Source organism: Hymenobacter sp. BT730, assembly GCF_030542105.1.
Classification (GTDB): domain Bacteria; phylum Bacteroidota; class Bacteroidia; order Cytophagales; family Hymenobacteraceae; genus Hymenobacter.
The window spans coordinates 1,334,565-1,357,910 of the sequence record NZ_JAUOFB010000001.1 but is presented as its reverse complement, the minus strand read 5'-3'; the positions used below and the strand labels follow the sequence as shown (position 1 = coordinate 1,357,910).

General features: G+C 54.9%; 21 protein-coding genes. 17 read left to right on the top strand and 4 right to left on the bottom strand.

What is annotated here, in order from left to right:
- Nucleotides 1-28 precede the first annotated feature (28 nt).
- The 10 genes from panB (at nt 29) to Q4G72_RS05855 (ending at nt 10,548) form a co-directional block, all read left to right on the top strand.
- Complete coding sequence (panB, locus tag Q4G72_RS05900) at nt 29-844, top strand: 3-methyl-2-oxobutanoate hydroxymethyltransferase (RefSeq protein ID WP_303310475.1); 816 nt, start codon at nt 29-31, stop codon at nt 842-844.
- 46 nt (nt 845-890) lie between these two features.
- Entirely contained in the window at nt 891-2,357 is a 1,467-nt protein-coding gene (creD, locus tag Q4G72_RS05895) for a cell envelope integrity protein CreD (protein WP_303310474.1), read from the top strand.
- Between the two features lie 9 nt (nt 2,358-2,366).
- A complete protein-coding gene (locus Q4G72_RS05890; protein WP_121235642.1) occupies nt 2,367-3,077 on the top strand; it encodes an RluA family pseudouridine synthase in 711 nt (236 codons plus the stop codon).
- A gap of 188 nt (nt 3,078-3,265) precedes the next feature.
- On the top strand, nt 3,266-4,021 hold the full coding sequence (locus Q4G72_RS05885; protein ID WP_054411412.1) for an acyl-CoA desaturase: 756 nt from the start codon (nt 3,266-3,268) through the stop codon (nt 4,019-4,021).
- Between the two features lie 325 nt (nt 4,022-4,346).
- Complete coding sequence (locus Q4G72_RS05880) at nt 4,347-4,892, top strand: 30S ribosomal protein S16 (protein WP_044514981.1); 546 nt, start codon at nt 4,347-4,349, stop codon at nt 4,890-4,892.
- Nucleotides 4,893-5,003: 111 nt separating this feature from the next.
- Nucleotides 5,004-5,585: a ribosome maturation factor RimM gene (gene rimM, locus Q4G72_RS05875; RefSeq protein ID WP_303310473.1), complete on the top strand. Its 582-nt coding sequence runs from the start codon at nt 5,004-5,006 to the stop codon at nt 5,583-5,585.
- Nucleotides 5,586-5,589: 4 nt separating this feature from the next.
- Nucleotides 5,590-6,330 (top strand): tRNA (guanosine(37)-N1)-methyltransferase TrmD, encoded by a 741-nt coding sequence (gene trmD, locus Q4G72_RS05870; protein WP_303310472.1) that lies wholly within the window; start codon nt 5,590-5,592, stop codon nt 6,328-6,330.
- A 94-nt stretch (nt 6,331-6,424) separates the two neighbouring features.
- Entirely contained in the window at nt 6,425-6,796 is a 372-nt protein-coding gene (rplS, locus tag Q4G72_RS05865) for a 50S ribosomal protein L19 (protein WP_054411401.1), read from the top strand.
- A 151-nt stretch (nt 6,797-6,947) separates the two neighbouring features.
- Nucleotides 6,948-9,959, top strand: coding sequence for a M1 family metallopeptidase (locus tag Q4G72_RS05860; RefSeq protein WP_303310471.1), 3,012 nt, complete (start codon nt 6,948-6,950; stop codon nt 9,957-9,959).
- Nucleotides 9,940-10,548, top strand: coding sequence for an inorganic diphosphatase (locus tag Q4G72_RS05855; RefSeq protein WP_303310470.1), 609 nt, complete (start codon nt 9,940-9,942; stop codon nt 10,546-10,548). The genes Q4G72_RS05860 and Q4G72_RS05855 overlap by 20 nt, the downstream gene beginning before the upstream one ends.
- A 79-nt stretch (nt 10,549-10,627) precedes the next feature.
- On the opposite strand, the gene Q4G72_RS05850 is transcribed toward Q4G72_RS05855, so the two are convergent.
- Nucleotides 10,628-11,335: a nitrogenase component 1 family protein gene (locus tag Q4G72_RS05850; RefSeq protein WP_303310469.1), complete on the bottom strand. Its 708-nt coding sequence runs from the start codon at nt 11,333-11,335 to the stop codon at nt 10,628-10,630.
- Between the two features lie 261 nt (nt 11,336-11,596).
- Between Q4G72_RS05850 and Q4G72_RS05845 the strand changes: the two genes are divergently transcribed.
- The 3 genes from Q4G72_RS05845 (at nt 11,597) to Q4G72_RS05835 (ending at nt 13,657) form a co-directional block, all read left to right on the top strand.
- Nucleotides 11,597-12,004: a 6-pyruvoyl trahydropterin synthase family protein gene (locus Q4G72_RS05845; protein WP_303310468.1), complete on the top strand. Its 408-nt coding sequence runs from the start codon at nt 11,597-11,599 to the stop codon at nt 12,002-12,004.
- Nucleotides 11,997-12,653, top strand: coding sequence for a GTP cyclohydrolase I FolE (gene folE / locus Q4G72_RS05840; protein WP_303310467.1), 657 nt, complete (start codon nt 11,997-11,999; stop codon nt 12,651-12,653). Before Q4G72_RS05845 ends, folE begins: the two co-directional genes overlap by 8 nt.
- Nucleotides 12,654-12,718: 65 nt before the next feature.
- Nucleotides 12,719-13,657, top strand: coding sequence for a TIGR01777 family oxidoreductase (locus Q4G72_RS05835; RefSeq protein WP_303310466.1), 939 nt, complete (start codon nt 12,719-12,721; stop codon nt 13,655-13,657).
- A 102-nt stretch (nt 13,658-13,759) separates the two neighbouring features.
- Here the strand turns inward: Q4G72_RS05835 and Q4G72_RS05830 are convergent, their stop codons facing one another.
- Nucleotides 13,760-16,132, bottom strand: a complete 2,373-nt coding sequence (locus Q4G72_RS05830; RefSeq protein WP_303310465.1) for a transglycosylase domain-containing protein — start codon at nt 16,130-16,132, stop codon at nt 13,760-13,762.
- Between the two features lie 168 nt (nt 16,133-16,300).
- Between Q4G72_RS05830 and Q4G72_RS05825 the strand changes: the two genes are divergently transcribed.
- From Q4G72_RS05825 to Q4G72_RS05815, 3 genes are all read left to right on the top strand, one after another.
- Entirely contained in the window at nt 16,301-17,086 is a 786-nt protein-coding gene (locus Q4G72_RS05825; RefSeq protein ID WP_303310464.1) for a class I SAM-dependent methyltransferase, read from the top strand.
- 29 nt (nt 17,087-17,115) lie between these two features.
- Nucleotides 17,116-18,012 carry a UbiA family prenyltransferase gene (locus Q4G72_RS05820; RefSeq protein ID WP_303310463.1) on the top strand — a complete coding sequence of 299 codons (897 nt, stop codon included), beginning with the start codon at nt 17,116-17,118 and terminating at the stop codon, nt 18,010-18,012.
- A gap of 63 nt (nt 18,013-18,075) precedes the next feature.
- Nucleotides 18,076-18,723 carry a hypothetical protein gene (locus tag Q4G72_RS05815; protein ID WP_303310462.1) on the top strand — a complete coding sequence of 216 codons (648 nt, stop codon included), beginning with the start codon at nt 18,076-18,078 and terminating at the stop codon, nt 18,721-18,723.
- Between the two features lie 15 nt (nt 18,724-18,738).
- Here Q4G72_RS05815 and Q4G72_RS05810 read toward each other — a convergent pair whose 3' ends face one another.
- Both Q4G72_RS05810 and rho read right to left on the bottom strand, forming a co-directional pair.
- Nucleotides 18,739-19,413, bottom strand: coding sequence for a DsbA family protein (locus Q4G72_RS05810; RefSeq protein ID WP_303310461.1), 675 nt, complete (start codon nt 19,411-19,413; stop codon nt 18,739-18,741).
- A 136-nt stretch (nt 19,414-19,549) separates the two neighbouring features.
- Nucleotides 19,550-21,598 (bottom strand): transcription termination factor Rho, encoded by a 2,049-nt coding sequence (gene rho, locus Q4G72_RS05805; protein ID WP_303310460.1) that lies wholly within the window; start codon nt 21,596-21,598, stop codon nt 19,550-19,552.
- Nucleotides 21,599-21,999: 401 nt separating this feature from the next.
- On the opposite strand from rho, the gene serS reads away from it, so the two are divergent.
- A complete protein-coding gene (gene serS / locus Q4G72_RS05800) occupies nt 22,000-23,274 on the top strand; it encodes a serine--tRNA ligase (RefSeq protein ID WP_303310459.1) in 1,275 nt (424 codons plus the stop codon).
- Nucleotides 23,275-23,346: the final 72 nt, after the last annotated feature.

Genomic DNA, 23,346 nt, shown 5'->3' with positions numbered 1-23,346 from the left:
CTTTCCTGACCCCAAACTCTAAAAACCCATGTCGCAGCACAAAGAAGTCAAGCTCGTAACCACTCATCAGCTGCTGGCTATGAAGCAGCGGGGCGAAAAAATTTCGATGCTCACGGCCTACGACTTCTCCATGGCCACTATTCTGGATGGTGCGGGTATTGATGTGCTGTTGGTCGGCGATTCAGCCTCCAACGTCATGGCCGGTCACGAAACCACGCTGCCCATTACGCTGGACCAGATGATTTACCACGCCCAGAGCGTGGTGCGCGCCGTGAAGCGAGCTTTTGTGGTAGTAGACATGCCATTTGGCTCTTATCAGGGCAACTCTTCTGAAGCCTTGCGTTCTGCTATCCGTATCATGAAGGAATCAGGCGGGCACGGCATTAAGCTGGAAGGCGGTGCCGAAATCAAGGACAGCATTACGCGCATTCTCACGGCCGGTATTCCGGTAATGGGCCATTTGGGCCTCACGCCACAGAGTATTTACAAGTTTGGCACCTACACGGTGCGGGCTAAGGAAGAAGCCGAAGCGCAGAAGCTGATTGAAGATGCGCTGTTGCTGCAGGAATTAGGCTGCTTTGCGCTGGTCCTGGAGAAAATTCCATCCAGCCTGGCCAAGCAGGTAGCCGAAAAGCTGAGCATACCGGTTATCGGTATTGGTGCCGGCCCCGATGTGGATGGCCAGGTGCTGGTAGTGCACGATATGCTGGGCATCACTAAGGAATTTAAGCCGCGCTTTCTGCGCCGTTACGCAGAGTTGGGCGACCTGATGAATGATGCCGTGCAGCGCTACATTGCGGATGTAAAAAACCGTGACTTCCCTACCCAGGAAGAAGCATATTAAGCGCAGCATTTAGAACCAGCATCACCGCCCTGAAGCCCGTTATGCTATGAACTCGCCTTCTACTTTTGAGCGCTTCAATACCTGGGTCCGGAATTCGGTAACCATCAAGCTGCTGTCCATCGGCATCCTGATTCTATTGCTGCTGATTCCGGCCTCTATGGTGGAAAACCTGGTGCAGGAACGGGCTAACACCCGCGACCTGGCCACGGCAGAAGTAAGCGCCAAATGGGGCGGGCCGCAACAGTTTACCGGCCCCGTGCTGGTGGTGCCCTACCGCCGTCTGGAGCGCGACGATAAAAACCGCCTGCTCGAAAGCACCGCTTACGCCTGCTTCCTGCCTGATACCTTGTCGATAAAAGGCTCCTTGGCACCGGAACGGCGCCGGCGTGGCATTTATGATGTGGTAGTCTATAGCTCGCAGCTACAGGTACAGGGCACTTTTCAGACAGCCTCCCTGGCCGAGTGGAATATAAACCCGACCGATATCCGCTGGCCCGAGGCGTTTGTGGCGGTGGGCTTGTCGGATATGAAAGGTATCCGTAACGGCATTGCCCTGCATTGGGATGGTCAGCCCATAGCTTTTGAGCCTGGCGTAGCTTCCCCCGATGTTATGCCTGTTTCTACTGCGCCTCGGGTAAGTTCGCTGACTGCTGAGGTGCAGCATGCAGAACGGTACTCTGTTCCGGTAGAGGGAGATATTTCTGGCACCGGACCAGCCACAGAAGCCATGAGTGCGCCTGTGTCGCTGCCTGATGCCGCCGCGCTGGCCCGAAAACACACCTTTTCCTTTAGCTTGGCGCTCAATGGCAGTTCAGCGCTGTTTTTCGCGCCCCTGGGCCGGGAAACTCGCGTGGAGTTAAAGGCACCCTGGCCCGACCCTAGCTTTGCAGGGGCCTTTCTTCCTCGCAAGCATTCCGTTACACCCCAGGGCTTTCAGGCATCCTGGCGCGTGCTGCACCTGAACCGCAGCTACCCCCAGCGCTGGCGCACTGCCGACTTCCGCCCCGATGTGGACAACTCAGCCTTTGGTGCCCGGCTGATTGTGCCGGTAGATGAATACCAGAAAAACATGCGGGCCGCCAAATATGCCTTACTGCCCATTTCGCTCACCTTCCTGATTTTCTTCTTTGTGGAAGTGCTCAACCGGAAGCGTATCCATCCTTTTCAGTATATTTTGGTGGGGTTAGGCCTGGTTATTTTCTATGTGCTGCTGCTGGCCCTCTCTGAACATATGTCATTTAATGCCGCCTATGCTCTGGCGGGGCTGGCCATTATTGGATTGGTAACGGCCTATGCGGCCAGTATTTTCCGGCAGCGCCGCCTTACCCTAATTACTGCAGGTGTACTGACGCTGGTATATGGATTTGTATTTGTAGTGCTACAGCTACAGGATTACGCCCTGCTGATTGGTAGCCTGGGGCTGCTACTGGTCTTAGCCACCGTGATGTATCTCTCCCGACGCATTAACTGGTACGATACCCCTGAAACGCCCGCCGAAAATTCAGTTGCTTAACTTTACCTCGTGAATCGTCCGAATCTGTGGTCGGAACGGAAAGAAATTCTGTTCGAAGACAATCATCTGCTCATCATTAATAAACCGGCTGGCTTGCTTGTGCAGGGCGATGCTACCGGAGATGAGCCCCTCTCAGCCAAGGCTGAAGAATATCTGCGTTTTAAGTACAAGAAGCCCGGCGCGGCCTTCGTGGGCGTAGCGCACCGTCTGGACAGGCCGGTGAGCGGCGTGGTGGCCCTGGCCAAAACCAGTAAAGCCCTAAGCCGTCTGAACGAAATGTTCCGCGACAATAAGGTGCATAAAACGTACTGGGCCTTGGTGGGCAAATGCCCCCAGCCGCCCAAGGGCCACCTTACCCATTGGCTGGTGAAAGACCCCATCCGCAACACCACTAAAGCCTACACCGAGCGCCATGCCCAAGGCTTGAAATCGGAGTTGGACTATGAGGTGCTGGGCCAGGCTGGCAACCGCTGGTTAGTGGAGGTAAACCCCATTACGGGCCGTCCGCATCAAATTCGGGTACAGCTGGCCACAGGGCTGGGTACACCTATTGTGGGTGACGTGAAATACGGCTTCCTAGCCCCCCTGCCTGATGTAAGTATTGCGCTGCACGCGCGCCGGCTGGAGTTTCAACATCCCGTTACCAAGGAGGAAATGTGTTTCAATGCCCCGCTGCCGGACATTGCACATTGGGAAGCTGCCCAACCTTTCTATCAATAGCCGCCTCACTCCCACTTCTGGCTGCATCCTTGCTCTTGAATAATATTTTGTCCTTTTGGACGATTTATTGAACAGGGGCCACCCCGACCGTAGTTTTGTACTTGTCTTTGAACTAAAGGCCAACTCTCGGGTTTATGCGGGCAACTTGGGTGCCTGCAATTGCAGTCGGTTTCATTTCATTTCTGGCCATGCCAATTCTTATCTTCTTCGTTGCCCACTATTACCTGTCGCTGTTCACGCAGACGTTCTACCTGCACCGGTACGCGGCACACAAGATGTTTACTATGAACAAGTTCTGGGAGAAATTCTTCTTCCTGTTCACGTACATCTGCCAGGGCTCCTCGTTCCTTTCGCCGCGGGCGTATGCTTTGCTGCACCGCATGCACCATGCCTACTCCGACACCGAGCTGGACCCACACTCTCCGCTGTTCTCTTCTAATGCGTTCAGCATGATGTGGAAGACTAAGAACATTTATAATGCTGTGCTGAACCGCAGTTATGCCGAGGCCGAGCGTTTTGAGGGCGACTATCCGGAGTGGAGCCTGATTGAGAACATCGGCGACAAGTGGTATTCCCGCCTGGCCTGGGGCACGCTGTATGTACTGTTCTATGTGCAGTTCGCTACTGCCTGGTGGCAGTACCTGCTGCTGCCCATTCACTTCCTGATGGGTCCTATTCATGGCGCCATCGTGAACTGGGGCGGCCACAAATACGGCTACCAGAACTTCGACAACCACGACCACAGCAAGAACACACTGGCCCTGGACTTCCTGGCCTTCGGTGAGCTGTTCCAGAACAATCACCACAAGCTGCCTATGCGCGTCAACTTCGGCGTGAAATGGTGGGAGTTTGACCCTACTTATATGTTCATCTGGACGATGGATAAGATGCGCATCATCAAAGTGAAGCGCAAATGGCAGGAAGCCATTCCTATGGCCGCCTAGCTTTTTAAGTATAATAAAAAGGCTGCTCCGATGAGGAGCAGCCTTTTTATCTTGCCTATTAATCAATTTCTGTCATCCTGAGCTTGCGAAGGACCTTGCCACGACTGAACATCTCATCTTAAAATGACTCGTGCTAGCGTGACAAGGTCCTTCGCAAGCTCAGGATGACAGATTTGAATATGGAGAGAAGGCAGGTTTGGATTGTAAAGATGACCGGCATTGATAATAAACCTGACTTCACCTTCATCCTTCCTCTTTATTTTCCTACCTTTGCGCCTCACTTTCAACTAGACGCACGAGTTGCGTCGCTTAACCAAACCGGTTTATGGCAGTTAAAATCCGCCTCGCCCGCCGCGGCCGCAAGAAGGCCGCTCAGTACGACATCGTTGTTGCCGACTCCCGTTCGCCCCGCGACGGTCGCTTCATCGAGAAAATTGGTACCTACAACCCCCAGACCAACCCTGCTACCATCAACTTCGATGGTGACAAAGCGTTTGACTGGGTGATGAAAGGTGCTCAGCCGACCGATACGGTTCGTGCTATGCTCTCTTACCGTGGTGTGCTGTATCGCAAGCACCTGCAGCTTGGCGTAATTAAAGGCGCCATCTCGCAGGACACTGCCGACCAGCGCTTCAGCGAGTGGAAAGAGCAGAAAGACGCCAAAATCGAAGGCAAGCGTACCTCACTGGGCACTGCCAAAGATGAGAAGCGTAAAGAGCAGCTTGCTGCTGAAACCAAGGTGAAAGAAGCCCGTGCCGAAGCACAGCGCGCCAAGCAGGCTGCTGCTCTGGCTGCCGCCGCTCCGGCTGCTGAAGCCGAAGCCCCTGAGGCAGAAGCTACGGCTGAAACCACCGAGGAAGCCGGCGCGTAAGCCCTTTCCGGAGTTTCCAGGTTGAGAGTTTAGGAGTTGCGAGGCGGCGAATTTCGCCCCGGGCAGCTTTTAAACTCTCAACTTTTTTATCCGCCTCAACTTCTCATTCCTATGAAGCCTGAAGAGTGTTACCTGCTGGGTTCCGTTGTAAAGCCCCACGGCCTGAAAGGGCTGGTGGTGGCCTTTATGGACGTGGACGACCTGGACGACTACCGCAAGCTGAAAACGGTGTACCTGGAAATGCCCGCTGCCCCCGGCAAACTCACGGCTTACACCGTGGAAAAGGTGCAGCCCCAGACCGAGGACCGCGCCCTACTCAAGCTAAAAGGCATTGACCGGATAGAGGAAGCCGAGCCCCTGCGTAACGGCCAGCTCTACTGCCCCCTATCCGACCTGCCCGAGTTGGATGAAGACCAGTTCTACTTCCACGATGTCATCGGTTACACCGTAATAGATGAAAATCTGGGTGAGCTGGGCACTGTGGAGGCGTTCTATGAGCTGCCGCAGCAGGATGTGATGGGCATGCGCTACAAAGGCCAGGAAGTGCTGATTCCGGTGGTAGACGAGTTGGTGTCGCACGCCGATGAGGAAACCCGCCAACTGCACGTCACGCTGCCCGAGGGCCTGCTGGATGTGTACATGACGCCGGCTTCCCGCGAGCGGGATGAGCCCGACGAGGTTGTAGAGCCCTAAGGTTATGCGCATCGACATTGTCACCTGTCAGCCGGAGCTATTGGAAAGCCCTTTTGCCTATTCCATTGTGAAGCGGGCTAAGGAAAAAGGGCTGGCCGAAATCCATTTGCACCAGCTGCGGGATTTCGCCATCAACAAGCACGGGCAGATTGATGATTACGTGTTTGGTGGCGGTGCCGGCATGGTGTTGCGAGTAGAGCCCATTGCGGCCTGCCTGGACAGTTTGCTGGCCCAGCGCTCCTACAATGCCGTGATTTACATGACGCCCGATGGTGAAACCCTGCGTCAGCCGCTGGTGAACCGTTTTTCCCTGGCCGAAAACCTGCTGATTCTCTGCGGGCACTACAAGGGCGTTGATGAGCGCATCCGCCAGGAGTATATCACCCACGAAATAAGCGTGGGGGATTATGTACTCAGTGGTGGTGAGCTAGGCGCCGCTATTCTGGTAGATGCCGTGGTGCGGCTGCTACCAGGTGTGCTAGGCAATGAGGAGTCAGCCTTAAGTGACTCTTTCCAAGACAACCTGCTGGCGCCCCCTATTTATACCCGGCCAGCTGAATGGCGCGGCCACGTGGTACCGGAGATTCTGCTTTCCGGTAACACGCCAAAAATTGAAGAGTGGCGGCACGAGCAAGCCGTAGAACGCACCCGTTTGCGCCGCCCCGACCTGCTTCCGGAGGAGCCTGCCGACTCCGAAAAACCCGCTTCTAAGCCTGCACGCCGCGGTGCCAGTAAAAAAGCCTGAGTCCGGGTTGTAATCTCCAAATCAGAGGGCTATATTTGCGCCTCTTTAATAGAAATCCAAGACGGCGCGGCCGTCCATTATAGTTTCCAAAACCATGAGCGTACTTCTCGACTTCATCAACCAGGAATCCCAGGAGCGCCGCGCCAGCTTCCCCACCTTCGCCGCCGGCGACACCATCAACGTGCACGTGAAAATCCGTGAGGGCAACAAGGAGCGCATTCAGCAGTTCCAGGGCGTGGTAATCCAGCGTAAGAATTCTAACTCAAACGGTGAGACTTTCACCGTACGTAAGATTTCTAACCAGATCGGCACTGAGCGTATTTTCCCGCTGCTGTCGCCTAACATCGAAAAAATTGAAATGGTACGTCGCGGCAAAGTACGTCGTGCTCGTCTGTTCTATCTGCGTGGCCTGTCGGGCAAAGCCGCTCGTATCAAAGAGCGTCGCAACACCACGGTAGTAGCTTAAGTAGCTTCTGCTTCGCGCATAATTTCAAGAGCCGGCCTTCTCTTTCTGAGGGGGCCGGCTTTTTGTCGTTTTACCTCATCCGGAAACTTCGGGCAACAGTTCAGATCCGAAACCGTATTTTCGCCCCGGTATTCTCCCTATCCCCTTTTATATGAGAAAATTTCTAAGTGGCTGTGTGCTGGCACTTGCTCCCCTGTTCAGCTACGCTCAGTCCACGGGCACTCCGGCTAATTACTGGCAGCAGGAGGCAAAGTACTCAATTGATGTAGTGCTGGACGACCAGCAGCACATGCTCACGGGTAAGGAAGAACTGCAGTACACTAACAACTCGCCGGACCAACTCACTTTTATTTGGTTTCATCTCTGGCCTAATGCCTACCGGGACAATACCACGGCGCTGGCCCAGCAGTTACGCCGCAACGGCGACCTAAAATTTGAGTTTGCCAAGCCCGAGCAGCGCGGCTTTATTGATCAGCTGGATTTTAAAGTCAACGGTGAGCCTGCCCGCCTGGACTTCGACCCCAACAACCCGGATATGGCCAAGCTGGTGCTACCGCAGCCATTGGCGCCGGGTGCCAGCATTACCATCAGCACGCCTTTCCGCGTGAAGCTGCCGGAGTCCTACTCCCGCATGAGCCATTTAGGGCAGTCTTACCAGGTAACGCAGTGGTATCCCAAACCAGCCGTGTATGACCACAAGGGGTGGCATCAGATGCCGTACCTGCAAAACGGTGAGTTCTACTCGGAGTTCGGCTCTTTTGATGTGCGCATTACCCTGCCCGCCAACTACGTGGTGGGGGCTACCGGTGTGCTCCAGAATGCGGATGAACAAGCCCGCTTGGACCAGTTGGCAGCGGCTACGGCTCTGAAGAAAACCAGCAAGGATTTTGGCAAGGATGAGTCTTTCCCCGCTTCCAGCTCCGAAACCAAAACGCTGCGCTACGTGCAGGACAAGGTGCACGACTTCGCCTGGTTTGCCGACAAGCGCTTTAACGTCCTAAAGAGCGGCGTCACGCTACCTTCGGGGCGGCAGGTAACCTCCTGGGTTATGTTCCTGGACAAAGACGGCATGCGCTGGATTAAGGCCCTGGAAAATGTAGACAAGGCTTTGCTGAACTACTCCAAATGGGTAGGCGAGTACCCTTATGCTTCAGCCACAGCGGTAGACGGTGCACTAAGTGCGGGTGCAGGCATGGAATATCCCATGGTTACGGTAACCCAGGCTTCGGCTGATGCCGTGGTGCACGAGGTAGGGCATAACTGGTTTTACGGCATATTGGCGTCCAATGAGCGAGACCATCCGTGGCTTGATGAAAGCGTGAATACTTACTATCATCACCGTGTACTGGCCCTGGACACGGCCAGCAGTGTGTATAGTAAGATTCAAAAGGCACCCATCCTCAGGAAAGCCGCTGCCTTTGTGGGGGTAGATCAGCAAACTATTCAGGCTGGCACTTACATTCCTTATCAGGCCATGATAACCCGCGGGCTGTACCAGGCCCCCAGCAAGAACTCCGCGGCGCTGAGCAACATCAATTATGGTGTTGCGCTGTATATGGCAGCCCCGGCACAACTCAAATATCTGGCCTCGTATCTGGGGCAGGATAAGTTTGATGCGGCTATGCAGGCTTACTACCAGCGGTGGCAGTTCCGCCACCCCTACCCGGAGGATTTGCAGGCAGTATTTGAAGAAACCTCTGGGCAAAAGCTGAGCTGGTTTTTCAAGGACATGCTGAATGGAACCCGCACTTACAATGCCTCCGTGAGCGACGTACAAGCTACCGACACGGTGAAAGTCCTGGTGCGCAACGATTCACCCGCTCCGTTTGCCGTACCGGTGGCTTCACTAGATGCACAGGGCCGCGTACTGGAAACCCTATGGACACCGGTGCTGGGCGTAACGGACGAGGACGATGAAACCCAACTGAATTTCCGCCGCGAGAACGTAGCCGCTGTGGTTATCGACCCCACCTATGTGACGCCCGAGCTTAACCGCCGCGACGACCGGATGAAAACCCAGGGCGGGCTCCAGCGGGTAGAACCCATCCGCCTACAGCCTCTGCTTAGTGTGCAGCGCTGGGACCGGGCGGCCATTAATTTCACGCCGGTGGTGGGTGCCAATACTTCTGATAAGCTGATGCTAGGTGCCGCTTTCTACAGTAGCCCCGTGGTATTGCAGCGCCTCAGCTACGTGGCCATGCCCATGTACAGCTTCAATCAGAAAGAGCTAAACGGCATCGGGATGCTGAATGTAAATGTGCTGCCCGACCGCTATGCCCGTCAGATTGTGACTGGGGTGCTACTGCAGCGCTTTGAGCGTTACCGCAAAGTAGAGCCCAGCATTACTTTCCTGCTGCCAGGCACAGCCTTTGATGTCCCTCAGCACCGCGTAAAATTTGCGACGGCCTCTATTTACCTGCAGGATGAGCAGCACACCAGCAGTATTCAAACCATAGAGTATGGCGTGAAAGGCGGTAACGCCAAGCAGCGCTGGCATGCTGATGTGGAGTTTAACCAGCTTACCCGCAACCGGGATTTAGATGACCGCCAAGCCCACCTGTTGCGCGCCAGCGCTACGGTAGAGCAATTTTACGCGCCTAAAAAGAGCATTCAGATCCGACTGTTCGGTGGGCGTTTCCTGTCCAATATTTCGGCTCGGGCCAGCGACTCGCTCTTAACTGAGCGCGACGTTCCGCAGCCGTACGTGCTGGGCCTGAGCGGAAGCCCAGACTACCGTTATCAAACGGCTTTCCTGGACCGCCAACAGATTTCTCCTGCCTTAGCTGCCCAACGTCACCAGACAGATGACCGTGATGGGGCTTTCAAAGCCTATATCCCGGCAGCCAGCACCAAGTGGCTAGCCTCATTAAATGTCCTGGCTGATTTGCCGGTTACTTCCTTGAAGGCCTTTGTAGACCTGGGTGCTATGCAGAATAAGGTGACGATAACAGAAGGCCGCAATGCGCAGCGTTTATTCTACGATGCTGGTCTGGTGGTACCACTGTTTGGTAAGCGGCTTCAGTTCTATCTGCCAGTAGCGGGCTCACAATTTGAAAATGGCCTACCCGGCAGCCGCAAAGACTTTACTGATAATATCCGGTTTGTTTTCCATCTGGAAAGCCTGAACCCATTCCGTGTGCTGAATGAGGAACTGGCCAAATAGCAAGTCTGGCTTTTTACTTTCTGTACTGCTGGCGGGGCTCGTAGGCTCTGCCAGCAGCTGCGGAACTGACTATGCCCAGCTGCCTACTTTTTCTGCTGAGCGCAAGCTGCTCCAGGTGGTAGTTGAGGTTCCGGCTGGTACCAATCACCTGCAATACTTTGATCCGGCCACGCAGGAGTTTCGAGCTGTGCACCGCGCTGGACTGGAGCAGGCAGTAGAGTTTCTGCCTTGTCCGGGCAATCAGGGCTTTATTCCCGGTACTCACCCAACAGGGTCAGCGTTACCGATGCAGGCCTTGGTGCTAGCGGAAACCCAGCCGCAGGGCACAGTACTGGAAGTACTACCCCTGGCACTTTTGACGCTGGATGACAATGGAATCCTGAAGAATATCTTAATAGCAACCCCTGCCCGCCCCAGCCAGCAGATTCTGCCCAATGTGGCCTCCTCTCAGGAGCTAATTACCCGCTACCCTAGTGTTCGGGAAGTAGTCCGGCAATGGTTTCAGCACCAGGGCCGGACCCGCGAAATTCGTATTGTGAGCTGGAAAGACGAACAGGCAGCAGAGCAGGCAGTAAAAAATGCCATGTAGGAGCCTATCCAGTCAAACAACAAAAAGCCCCGCCAGGAATCTGGCGGGGCTTTTTTAGAGAAGAGACGTTGCGAAACGACTACTCAATCTTGTTCATGCGCTCTTTCACGGCTTCCAGAGCCACACGCATGTTCACAATATCGGCACGAGCTGCTTCCTGTTCTTTCAGGTTCATGTCAATCTGGTTGTTGTACTGCTGCAGTTCGGCAGCATTCTGCACCAGTTGCTGCTGGATTTCCAGCTTCTTGGCTTTGTTCTTCTCAATGTCCTTGCGGATTGCATCCGACTTGGCAATAACCGTGTTGTGGTTGTTTTGCGAAGCTACCAGTGCTTTTTCAGCTTCAGCAACCTGCAGGGCCAAATCTTCGCGGTACAGCATCCGAGCGAAATCCTTCAGATACTGCTCGCTCGACTTCCACTGTACGGGGGTGGCATCTTTGCTCAGGTAAGCGTTGCCCAGGTCAATAGACCACCAAACGGTAGTACCGGTAGGCGTAGCGTCTACTTTGCTGATGATACGGATAGGCGTCTTGGAAATAGACTCAACTACTACACCATCCATGGTGTAAATGCCTTTATCGACTTTTACTTTGCCGATTTTTTCGTTGATCCATTTCTGCCACGACTCATCGACGCGCTTGCTGTCGAGCTGAATAGTGACCCGCTGACCTTTGCGCGGGATGCCTTTGATGGCCATGTCGGTTTCGTCCACCGGCGACTTCTGAGCGTAGCCAGTCACCGTCAGTACAAACATCAACAGCAGGGTTAAGAGTACGCCTGGTTTCATAGATGAAAGTGTTGAAAAGTAGTTAAATGCAATAGGTTAGGAGTGGTGCCCGTGGTGGCTAACCGACTCATCAAATTTAACCATAGGTTAGGCATTTCCTTCTGCCGAGCTTCTCTTTTTTTTACCATTGTGCTGATTTTATTATATAAGCACAATTACATCTTTTTTATATTATAGTAATATGAAAATAAGGCTCTTACTAGGGATAATTTCTCAGCAAATCAGCAAACATTAGCAACCTCAAAGAGTTAAAATGCGACTATGAAAGTTACCGTTTGTCGGAAAGAACACTTTAACGCCGCCCACCGATTGTACAATCCGGCTTGGTCTGATGAGCACAACACGGAAGTATTCGGACCTTGTGCCAACGTGAATTATCACGGGCATAATTACGAGTTGGTGGTACGCGTAACGGGAGAAGTGGACCCGGATACCGGCTACGTGTATGACATGAAGCTTCTGAGCACCCTGATTAAAACCGAGATTCTGGATACCTTTGACCATCGGAATCTGAATCTGGATACTACTGATTTCCGGAATCTTATTCCTACAGCCGAAAATATTGCCGTCATTATCTGGCAACGCTTACGGCCGCACCTGGCAGCCCCCTTGGGCTTATCGGTCACGCTGTTCGAGACCGAGCGCAACTTTGTTGAATACCATGGATAATTCCGTGCCCGGCGCCGACGCCGACGCCCACCTCCCCTTCGACCTTCGGACTCCCATGCGGAATGATGCCTTCGCGCTTTCAGACCATGAGAAGATAGAAGAAATTGAACCTCATTTTCGGGCTATCATGACCCTGTTGGGCCTTGACCTGACCGATGACAGCCTGAGTGGTACCCCTCGTCGGGTAGCAAAAATGTATGTGCAGGAATGGTTTCGGGGGCTAAACCCCGAGCATCGCCCGGATGTGCGGCTGTTTGAGAACCGCTACCGCTACCATCAGATGCTGGTAGAGCGCGACATTACGCTGTTCTCTTGCTGTGAGCATCATTTTGTGCCGATCATTGGCAAGGCGCACGTGGCGTATATGCCAGGCGAGCATGTAGTGGGCCTATCTAAGCTAAACCGGGTGGTGCAGTACTATGCCCGCCGCCCTCAGGTGCAGGAACGCCTCACGCGCCAGATTGCCGAGGAACTAAAGCACGCCTTGCACACCAATGATGTAGCCGTGCTGATAGAAGCCGACCACCTGTGCGTAATGAGCCGGGGTGTGAATGATACCAGCAGCAGCACCATTACGGCGGAGTATTCCGGTATTTTTCTGGAGCAGGAACACTATCGTACTGAGTTTCTGCGCCTCATCGGTAAATAAGTAATGCAGCAAGTAGGTTTTTGGTTGTAGCTTGCGCGCCCAAATTCCTACCCAGCTTCCGGCCCATGGCTAACAGCACGAATGAATCGGCTCGCAAAGTTCTTATTGCGGGCGGTACCGGCCTCATTGGCACGCGTTTGAGCGAAATGCTAATTGACGCGGGCTATGATGTGGCACACGTAAGCCGGCAGAGCGGGCCCTCCCACTACCGCCGCTTCCGCTGGGACCTACGCGCTAAAACCATTGACGAAGCCGCAGTACCATACGCCGATTACATTATTAATCTGGCTGGGTCCAGCGTTTCGGACGGTAAATGGACAGATGAGCGCAAGCGGGATATCATGGAAAGCCGCCTGGGTGGCACCAATCTGCTAGTACGGGAATTGCGCGAGCGGCCTAACCATGTGCGGGCCTTTATTTCTGCCTCCGCCATAGGCATCTACGGCGACGCCGGTGACAAACTGGTGAATGAGGAAACCCCTCCGGCTTCTTCCAAAGACTTTCTGGCCGATGTGGCGCACCAGTGGGAGTTGGCAGCAGAGCAGGCGTCTGCTTTGGGGGTGCGCACGGTTATTTCCCGCATTGGGATTGTGCTCAGCAGCCACGGCGGTGCCCTGCCCGCCATGGCCCGCCCTGTAAAGCTAATGGCGGGTGCTCCGCTAGGCTCGGGCCAGCAGTTTATGTCCTGGATTCACCTGGATGACCTTTGCCGTCTCATTATTCAGATGATGGAGGAAAGCCACTGGGAAGGCACCTATAATGCCGTTTCCCCCAACCCGGTGCGAAACAAAGAATTTACTCAAATGCTGGCGGAAGTTATGCACCGGCCTTTGGTACTGCCTAAGGTGCCGGAGTTTGGGCTAAAGCTGATGATGGGCGAGATGAGCGAAATTGTACTGGCCTCGCAACGGGTTAGTGCCGAGAAAATACTCCACGAAGGCTTTACTTTTGAATACCCCCAACTGCATGAGGCATTGGAGTCTTTCTATGGTGAAGACGAATAGGCGCTGAATGTTCCAGTTTATGCTGGTAGGCTAGATATTTCTAGAATTGAAAAGCCCCTGACATCTACTCAGATATCAGGGGCTTTTCAATTCTAGAAATATCTAGAGACTATCCGGCACGGCCACAGCACCGCTGTTTATTTGCTCCAGCAGGTTATCTACTACGATGCTATCCACTGGCTCGGCCCGTTTGGGGCGGGGCTCCTCGGTGTAGCAGATGTATTTCTTGGAAATTTTGACAGTAGGCTTGGGGAAAGGCCCCATCGTAATATCCAGGTCCCGGTCCTGGTAGAGCTTTTCCATGTAGGTACCAAAGATGGGCAGGGCCATACGGCCGCCCTCGCCCTGCTGGGTGCGGAAGAAGTGGATACTACGGTCCTCACCACCTACCCACACGCCGGTAACCAGGTCTTTGGTAACGCCCATGTACCAGCCATCAGAATAGTTGGAGGTGGTACCGGTTTTGCCGCCTATCTGGTTGTTTTTGTTCCACAGGTCATACTCCCACAAGGCTTGTGAAGTACCGCCGGGCTCGTCCATGCCGCCACGCAGCATATAGAGCATCAGCCAGGCCGTTTCGGCCGGAATCACGCGTTTCTGCACGGGGTCGAACTGCTTAATAACGTTGCCGTTCCGGTCCTCGATGCGCGTAATGTACATGGGCTCGGTCCGGAAGCCAGTATTCACGAAAGTGCTGTAGGCATCTACCATCTCATACACACTTACATCCCCGGCGGAGCCCAGGCCAATGCTGGGCACGGGCAGCAGCGGGCTGGAGATGCCTACTTTGTGGGCGTACTTCGCTACGTTTTCCCAGCCTACCAGTTCCGTGAGTTGGGCCGTAACGGAGTTAACGGAACGCGCCATGGCGTGGCGCAACGACATGTTAATACCAGTGTACTCGCGCGTTACGTTATCGGGCTTCCACTCCATGGGTTTCCCGTTTTCAACGTAGTTAATGGTCACGCGCTGGTCCCGGATACGGTCGCAGGGCGAGTAGCCATTATCAATGGCTGTGAGGTACACGAAAGGCTTGAATGTGGAGCCGGCCTGGCGCTTGCCCTGCTTCACGTGGTCGTACTTAAAAAAGCGGAAGTTAATGCCGCCCACCCAAGCCTTTACGTGCCCGCTGAAGGGGTCCATGGTCATCATACCCGCGTGCAGGAAGTGCTTGTAGTAAGCCAGCGAGTCGAGCGGGGAAAGCACCAGGGTGGTGTCGCCGTCCCCTTTCCAGGTAAACACCTTCATGGGGCGCTTGTGGTGCAGGGCTGAGTCCAGCAGATCCGGGCGGCCTTTGTAGCGGGCGGCCAGCAGTTTGTACTGGTCGGTGCGCTTCATCTGGTTTTCGATGAAGTTGGGAATCTCCTTACCGTCTTCATCCACCCAGGGGTTGGAGCCCCGGTTGCGCCAGAAACTATCAAAAGAGCGCTGCAGGGTCTTCATGCGGCTCTGGAGGGCCTCTTCAGCGTGGGCCTGCATGCGGGAGTCGATGGTGGTGTAAATCTTCAGGCCGTCGCGGTACATATCGTACCCGTTCTTCTCGCACCATTTATTTACAAACTGACTCACGGCGCCGCGGAAATAATTCTCCGGCCCATCTACGTGTCGCTCTACCTGATAGCGCAGCGCAATAGGACGCCGCTGCAGTAGTTTTACACTATCAGCAGACAGGAAACCCGCCTGGCCCATGCGTTCCAGCACCAGATTGCGGCGGCGCAGGGCGGCCGCTGGGTGAAAGCGGGCATTGTAGGTAGTAGGTGCGTTTACGGCTCCAATCAGCATAGCCGCTTCTTCGGGCTTGAGGCTGTCGGGGGAAGTGCTGAAGAAGGTTTTGGCGGCTACTTTAATGCCGAAGGAACTGGACCCATAATCTACGGTATTGAGGTACATCCGCAGAATTTCTTCCTTGGTGTAGCGCTTTTCCAGCTCCACGGCCGTCAGCCATTCCTTGGTTTTGCTGATGATTGTGCTTAGAACGGGAATGTAGCCCAGCAGCCCGCGGGTTTCGCCGCGGCGGGTTTTGTATAGGTTTTTAGCCAGCTGCTGCGTAATGGTACTGCCACCGCGCTTATCGCCCTGCACGGCGGCGTATACCGTTCCCAGCAGCGCCTGGGCATCAATACCAGAGTGTTTGTAGTAGCGCACATCCTCGGTGGCAATGAGAGCCTTCACGAGCATGGGCGACATTTTGCTGTAAGGTACGGGCACGCGGTTTTCGCGGAAATACCGGCCTATCATCACGCCATCGGAAGTATAGAGCTCCGAGGCCTGCTCTACTTTGGGGTTTTCCAGCTCTTCCAGGCTCGGCGACTTGCCAAACAGGAACAGAAAGTTGGTGCTGACTAAGATAGGGTACAGCAAAAACACGCCCAGCCCGACCACAAACGCACCCCAGATAGCACGGGTCAGAATATTGGGCCAGCGCCGCCGGGGAACTGTTTTTACGGGGGATTTAGACGTATTGGAAGCGGACATGCAGCGCGTGTTGGAACCAAGACAGAACCAATGCCTGGCGTTGGGACAGCAAATATACCAGTTAGCAGCGGCTCAGCGCTGTTCTAAATATGAGGAAAGGCCGTAAGGTAGTCAGCCTGATCAATGTGCGCGGGAATCCGTTATTTGCCTGTTCAGCTTTTCTTTCACATGCGCCTCCGCCTCCAGCTATTTGAGTTTGAAGACCTCCCGTGGTTTCCGGCTGTTATTCGGGCGGGAATGATGGATTATCTGCGCTTTATGATTAGCCTGCTGCGGACGTATCAGCCCATTGTGCCCTTGCTACAGGAAGGGTTAAAGCGGAGCGGGCAGGAGCATATAGTAGAATTGTGCGCCGGTGCGGGAGGCGGCACAGAAGGTATCTGGCAAACGCTACACACTACCAGCCATCCAGATCTGCACATCACCCTCACTGACCTTTATCCCCAGCCTGCTACCTGGGAGCTACTACAACAGCGCACCCAGGGCGGCCTCCGCTACGAACCAGCCGCTATTGATGCCACGCACGTACCGGCCACGCTGACGGGCTTCCGTACTATCTTTTCCGCTTTTCACCACTTCCCTCCTACCGTAGCCAGGGCTATTCTGACCGATGCCGTGCGCCAGGGAACGGGCATTGGCATCTTTGAGGGTGCGGGCAAGCATTGGCTGGAAATTCTGCTGGCCTGGACGGTGCTTCCCTTCGTGCAGTTGCTCATCACTCCCTTTATTCTGCCATTTCGGCTGAGCCGGCTGGTATTTACCTACCTTATTCCCCTGATTCCCTTATGCACTATCTGGGACGGCACAGTTTCCATTCTCCGCATGTACCCGCCTGATGCCTTACTGGCCTTGGCTCAGCAGGCTGATCCTGCCGGAAGGTTTCAGTGGCGGGCCGGTAAGGTACAGCACCGCTGGGGGCCAGAAGTCACGTATCTGGTGGGCTGGCCCGTTTAGCCGTTTTTTCGCAATCTGTTTACGTCTGTATGGCCTTTGCCGCATACCGCCGCGTTTTTCCGTTACTGCGCATACCATTTTCCGTTTATCTGATGCCGGTATTCTGGTTTGGGCTGAGTGCGCTGCGTGAGCCATTCAGCCTGTGGCGGGCCGTGGGTGTATTTTTGGTGCTGCATGTGCTGGCCTATCCGGCATCCAACGGCTACAACTCGTATTACGACCGGGACGAAGGCAGCATTGGTGGTCTGCGGGAGCCGCCCAAGGTAGCACCTGAATTACTGCACCTGGTCTGGCTGTTTGATGTGCTGGCTATACTTTGTGCCTGCCTTTTGTCGGTGGTATTTGCTGGCTGGGTAGCCGTGTATCTGCTGATATCGAAGGCATATAGCTATGAAGGAATTCGGCTGAAAAAGTACCCGCTTGTTAGTACGCTGGTGGTAGTACTATTTCAGGGAGCCTTCACTTTTCTGATGACGCAGGTAGGTGTAGGTGCATCTGCCCCCTCTATTCAGGCACCCGACAACCTTCTGCTGGCCCTGGTAAGCACTCTTTTCCTGTGTGGTTCCTATCCGCTCACGCAGGTGTATCAGCACCAGGAGGACCGCCAGCGCGGCGACCAGACCCTGAGCTTGCGCCTGGGTATTCGGGGCACTTTTGTGTTTGCGGCCTGTGGCTTACTGGCCGGCGCCCTTGTGCTAACGGCTGCGTACCTCAAGCGCCATGAAGTGCCGAGCCTGCTGCTCTTTCTGGTGGCTACCGGTCCGGTAGTGTGGCTGTTCAGCCGCTGGGCCTGGCAGGTGTGGAACAACCCCAGTGCCGCCGATTTTGAGCATACCATGCGCATGAATCAGGTATCCTCCTTATGTCTCAGCACTGCCTTTGTAGCTATGGTTCTGTTTCGGCATTATAACCTGCTTCACTTTTAGCCAGAAGCCAACTGCTGCTTTCCCTACACCGTAACACGGTTATCACCTACCGTTCTACCCACTATGCGTTGCTCCCATTTATTATTGGCTATTGGCTGGCTGCTAAGCATGGCAGGCTGCTCCGGGCCTAACCCGGAGCAAGCCGGAAGTGCTGCGCCACCCCCCGCTGCTATTCCCTCAACCTCAGCCCGTCCTGAACCGATGGATACGCTCCGGGCACCTGGCGTTACAGCCCAGGCGGATACGCTGCAACAGGTGCAGAAACTACATGAGTTTTCCGCAGCCGGAAAGCCAGATAAATTCTCCCTGGTCTTGCGCGGCAAATCGCTACTGAACGGCGAGCTGACCTTCACGATTACCCGCGGAACCGACAACCGAGTAATATTCCGCGAGACCTTTCCAGTAGCTGATATCGAAGCGGCAATGGTATATGAGATGAAGACTCCTACGGCTACGCCCGCCGAGCGCGAAGCCTATGTGCGCAAGCGTTTACAAGAGTTTTTTGCCGACAAAAACTTCGTTAGGCCCGCTATTAGCGCTCAGGATACTTACCAGCCTGGCAGCACTTTGGACAAAGCCACCTGGGAAGAATTGCGTGGCCAAAAAGAATCGGTGGGCTTTATGTATTTACTGGGAAAAGAAGACCGGCGCAAAATTGCCTGGTCGCCCATGCGCCAGCAGGTAGTGCAGGTGGCCAGCTATGGTGGTTAGTCCCGTCACTCTATTTCACTCCTGGCCTGCTTCCTCAGCGGCTTGCTGCAGCGCCTGCTCTACTCCCTCCGCCAGCACCGCATAGGGCTGGTAGCCACGTGCCAGCACATACCCCTGGCTGCCGACCCGCAACAGCATTGTAGGAAATCCCTGAATACCCATACGGGCTATAGCGGCAAATTCCTGCCGGGTGGCCTGGGCTGTCTGCGGGTCCTGAAAGCGCCGTATAAACTCGGCTTCATCCAATCCAAACTCCAAGGCTAAGCGAGCATAGGTATCAGCATGGTTCATATCCTGCCCTTCCTGAAACCAAGCCTGTTGCAGTGCCTGTGCGAAATCAATGGGGCGCTGGGTTGGTGCCAATTGTCTAAACACCGATAGTGCCCGGATGGGCGGCTCAGAGTCCTGTAGCCGTGCTCCTGCTTCCCCTACTTGCCAGAAAGCTTCTCCAAACACTACACCTGTAGCTTTTTCAATTTGCCGGGCCGCCACCTGAATGGAAGGCCAGTCTTCGCCAATTGGCCCTACCTGCTCCCCGGTAATCATGCCCCCGCTCAGCACCGATACCTGCAAGCGCCCCTCAAAATCCTGCTCAATCTGTTTGATGACAGGCGTAGTCCCAAAGCACCAGCCACAGAGCGGGTCATAGAGATACAGCAATTCGGGCAGGTCAGGAATATTCTGTTCCATTTGATGGGGATTCTAAGTGAGCTAAACGCTACCACTCAGAATAAGTAGTAGCGGAGCATTTTATACGATACGTAGTACAGTAAAGGGCCCGGAATGCTAGCATCCGGGCCCTTTACTGTACTACCAGAATCTACTTTTAGCCATTCATCGAAACCAGGAACTCGTCGTTGTCACGGGTGCCTTTCATACGGTCTTTTAAGAACTCCATAGCCTCGGCCGGCGTCATGTCCGACATAAACTTGCGCAGTACCCAGATGCGGCTGAGTTCGTCTTTGCTCATCAGCAGGTCTTCGCGGCGGGTGCCGGAAGCGGGGACGTCGATAGCAGGGAAAATACGGCGGTTGGCCAGCTTGCGGTCCAGCTGCAGTTCCATGTTGCCGGTGCCTTTGAATTCCTCAAAGATTACCTCATCCATTTTGGAGCCGGTATCAATCAGCGCCGTAGCAATAATGGTGAGCGAGCCGCCATCTTCCACGTTACGGGCCGCACCAAAGAAGCGCTTGGGCTTGTGCAGGGCATTAGCGTCTACACCACCCGAGAGAATCTTTCCGGAAGCGGGCTGCACCGTGTTATAAGCACGGGCCAGACGAGTAATAGAGTCCAGCAGAATCACCACGTCGTGGCCGCATTCTACCAGACGCTTGGCCTTATCCAACGCAATACTGGCAATTTTCACGTGCCGGTCGGCGGTTTCGTCGAAGGTAGAGCTGAGCACTTCCGCTTTTACCGAGCGGGCCATATCCGTTACTTCTTCCGGGCGTTCATCAATCAAAAGAATGATGAGGTACACCTCCGGATGATTTTCAGAAATGGCGTTGGCTATTTCCTGCAGCAATACCGTTTTACCGGTTTTAGGCTGGGCTACTATCAATCCCCGCTGCCCTTTACCAATGGGGGCAAACAAATCCAGAATACGAGTGCTGTACTGCGACGATTTGGTGGAGAGCTTCAACCGCTGTTCGGCGAAAAGCGGCGTGAGATGGTTGAATGGCACCCGGTCCCGAACTTCTTCTACCGTGCGGCCATTGACCAGCTCTACACTTACCAGAGCGTAGTATTTCTCCCCTTCACGGGGTGGGCGAATGGTACATTTCACCGTATCGCCGGCCTTCAGGGCAAATTGCTTTACCTGCTGAGGAGCCACATAAATATCATCAGGAGAGGCGAGGTAGTTATAGAAAGGGCTGCGCAGGAAGCCGTAGCCGCCATCAGGCATCATTTCCAAGGTACCTTCTCCCGGAATAGTAATATCGAAATCAGGACGAGTGCGCTGCGGCTGGTTCTGGCCAGGGTTCTGCCCCTGAGCCGCCACGTCACCTACCGGGCGGTTGCGCTCCTCACGACGTTGCTGGTCGCGGGCAAACCGATCTTCGCGGCGCTGCTGGTCACGCTGTTCCCGGTCACGCAGAGGACGTGGCTGCTGGTCGTCACGCAGAGGGCGTTGTTGGTCGTCGCGCAATGGACGCTGCTGGTCGCGGGAGAATTCTCCGCGCGGAGCATCCGTCCGGAACTCGCGGGGCCCTTGCTGCTGGTCGCGCCCCCGGTCACGGTCGCGGGGAGCATCGCGCAGTCGGTCGCTGCGGCCAGGCTGGGGAATAATTACCGCTCCCGGAGAAGGCATCGGAATTTCCGGTATTGCCGGTGCTACGGACGCTACCACCGGAGCTTCTACTGTTTCTATGGCCGGCGCTACAGGATCTGGCATTACGGCGGGCGCTTCCGGTAATACCACGGCTGCCGGAACATCTACCGGAACCGCATCTACGGGCACCAGTTCGCCATTAATGGCCTGAACGCCGCGCGGGGCCCGCTCCTGTCCACGAGCACGACGCTCCGGCCGCTGGTAGGGCTTAATGGGGCGGACATTAGTGTCAATTTCAGTTGCCTCATTGGTAGATTCCGTGCCGGAAACTGCCTCTACAGCCGGCGCTTCTACAGGCGCAAGTGCTACCGGGGCATCTGCTACGGTTTCAGCTACCACTGCAGGTGCCTTTTTGCTTTCTTTCTGGCTGAGCGGCTTGGTCTTTTGTGGAAGCTGCTCCAGCGGGGTTACCGCTTGCTGGTCTAGAATCTTATAGACAAGATCCTGCTTGCTGAGCTTCTTAAAGTTTCCAACTTTCAACTCTTCAGCAATTTCTTTAAGCTCAGAAAGCAGGCGGTCTTTTAACTCGTCAATAGTGTACATAGAGTAAACTGGAAGGGGGAAACGCGCGGCGCAACGTGGTGAACCGGACAGCACAAACCAATCGGAGGCACCAACGGCCGGCCGTGAGACGGCGCGCAACTACTGGAAAGTCTAAACGAAGGGTGGACTTGATAAACGGGAAGGCGCTGGCAAAAAACGGGCCGTACGCACAGCAAAAAAGCACCCGCGGGCCCGGCATCAGCTACCGGCTTATTAGCGCAATGTTAGCGTAATACGCTTGAACTACCAAATTGGATATCGGAATTTTAGCCCCTATTCTTGCCTTCTCTATTGATAAGCAGAACAGACGGCGGCCTACTCCTATGGGAAGATAAGGAAAAGTCCGCGTATCCGGTTGTTCTCCCTACTTTTGTTCTGTTCCAATTCGCGTTTTCTGCCTTATGCTGCAAGTTTCCGTTCTGAAAGAGCACACTGATATGGTGCTGGCCGGACTGGCTAAAAAACATTATAAAACCGCCGAAGCCGATGTGCAGGCCATCCTCTCGCTGGATCAGCGCCGCAAGGACCTGCAAACCGGCCACGACCAAGCGCAGGCCGAGGCCAACGAGCTGGCGCGGCAGATCGGGGGTCTGATGAAGGCTGGCAACAAAGCGGAGGCCGAAACCCTAAAAGCCCGCACTGCCGAGCTTAAGCAGCAAACCAAAGCTCACAGCGAGGAGCTGGCCGAAGTAGAAAAAGAGCTGCAGCAAATCCTGTATAAGCTGCCCAACCTGCCCCACAGCAGCGTGCCCGAAGGCCGATCAGCCGATGATAACGAAGTGCTGCGCGAAGTGGGCCAGAAGCCCGAGCTGCCCGCCACTGCCAAGCCCCACTGGGAGCTGATTGAGCAGTACGACATCATTGATTTTGCACTGGGGAATAAAATTACTGGCGCCGGCTTTCCGGTGTACAAAGGGCAGGGTGCGCGTTTGCAACGCGCCCTCATCAACTTTTTTCTGGACGAAGCCCGCGAAGCCGGCTACACGGAGATTCAGCCGCCTATTCTGGTAAATGAGGCTTCCGGTTACGGTACCGGCCAGCTACCCGATAAGGAAGGCCAGATGTACCATGCTACAGCTGATGACCTGTACCTGATTCCGACGGCGGAGGTGCCCATTACCAACCTCTACCGCGACGAAATTGTGGCCGCGGAACGCCTGCCCATTCGGAATGCGGGCTATACGCCTTGCTTCCGCCGCGAGGCCGGCTCCTGGGGCGCCCACGTGCGTGGCCTTAACCGCCTGCATCAGTTCGATAAGGTGGAAATAGTACAGATTGCTCACCCCGACCAGAGCTACGCCATTCTGGAAGAGATGCTGGCGCACATTGAAGGCCTGCTGCAGAAGCTGGAGCTCCCCTACCGCGTGCTGCGCCTCTGCGGCGGCGACATGGGCTTTACCTCGGCCCTCACCTACGACCTGGAAGTGTGGAGTGCCGCCCAGCAGCGTTGGCTGGAGGTAAGTTCGGCCTCAAACTTTGAAACCTACCAGGCTAACCGCCTGAAGCTGCGTTACCGCGCCGAAAACGGTAAAATGCAGCTCCTGCACACACTCAACGGCTCAGCACTGGCCTTGCCTCGCATTGTAGCGGCCCTGCTGGAGAACAACCAAACGGACGCCGGTATTAAGCTGCCGGCCGTGCTGCATAGCTATTGCGGCTTCAGCCAGATTGGCTAGACTAACGCTACCCATTAAAGCCAAAGGCGCTGCTACCCGTTGATAGCAGCGCCTTTGGCTTTAATGGGTAGC

Coding starts and splice junctions, on each gene's coding strand:
- panB (WP_303310475.1), top strand. CDS start 29: ATGTCGCAGCACAAAGAAGTCAAGCTCGTAACCACTCATCAGCTGCTG.
- creD (WP_303310474.1), top strand. CDS start 891: ATGAACTCGCCTTCTACTTTTGAGCGCTTCAATACCTGGGTCCGGAAT.
- Q4G72_RS05885 (WP_054411412.1), top strand. CDS start 3,266: ATGCCAATTCTTATCTTCTTCGTTGCCCACTATTACCTGTCGCTGTTC.
- Q4G72_RS05880 (WP_044514981.1), top strand. CDS start 4,347: ATGGCAGTTAAAATCCGCCTCGCCCGCCGCGGCCGCAAGAAGGCCGCT.
- rimM (WP_303310473.1), top strand. CDS start 5,004: ATGAAGCCTGAAGAGTGTTACCTGCTGGGTTCCGTTGTAAAGCCCCAC.
- trmD (WP_303310472.1), top strand. CDS start 5,590: ATGCGCATCGACATTGTCACCTGTCAGCCGGAGCTATTGGAAAGCCCT.
- rplS (WP_054411401.1), top strand. CDS start 6,425: ATGAGCGTACTTCTCGACTTCATCAACCAGGAATCCCAGGAGCGCCGC.
- Q4G72_RS05860 (WP_303310471.1), top strand. CDS start 6,948: ATGAGAAAATTTCTAAGTGGCTGTGTGCTGGCACTTGCTCCCCTGTTC.
- Q4G72_RS05855 (WP_303310470.1), top strand. CDS start 9,940: ATGAGGAACTGGCCAAATAGCAAGTCTGGCTTTTTACTTTCTGTACTG.
- Q4G72_RS05850 (WP_303310469.1), bottom strand. CDS start 11,335: ATGAAACCAGGCGTACTCTTAACCCTGCTGTTGATGTTTGTACTGACG.
- Q4G72_RS05845 (WP_303310468.1), top strand. CDS start 11,597: ATGAAAGTTACCGTTTGTCGGAAAGAACACTTTAACGCCGCCCACCGA.
- folE (WP_303310467.1), top strand. CDS start 11,997: ATGGATAATTCCGTGCCCGGCGCCGACGCCGACGCCCACCTCCCCTTC.
- Q4G72_RS05835 (WP_303310466.1), top strand. CDS start 12,719: ATGGCTAACAGCACGAATGAATCGGCTCGCAAAGTTCTTATTGCGGGC.
- Q4G72_RS05830 (WP_303310465.1), bottom strand. CDS start 16,132: ATGTCCGCTTCCAATACGTCTAAATCCCCCGTAAAAACAGTTCCCCGG.
- Q4G72_RS05825 (WP_303310464.1), top strand. CDS start 16,301: ATGCGCCTCCGCCTCCAGCTATTTGAGTTTGAAGACCTCCCGTGGTTT.
- Q4G72_RS05820 (WP_303310463.1), top strand. CDS start 17,116: ATGGCCTTTGCCGCATACCGCCGCGTTTTTCCGTTACTGCGCATACCA.
- Q4G72_RS05815 (WP_303310462.1), top strand. CDS start 18,076: ATGCGTTGCTCCCATTTATTATTGGCTATTGGCTGGCTGCTAAGCATG.
- Q4G72_RS05810 (WP_303310461.1), bottom strand. CDS start 19,413: ATGGAACAGAATATTCCTGACCTGCCCGAATTGCTGTATCTCTATGAC.
- rho (WP_303310460.1), bottom strand. CDS start 21,598: ATGTACACTATTGACGAGTTAAAAGACCGCCTGCTTTCTGAGCTTAAA.
- serS (WP_303310459.1), top strand. CDS start 22,000: ATGCTGCAAGTTTCCGTTCTGAAAGAGCACACTGATATGGTGCTGGCC.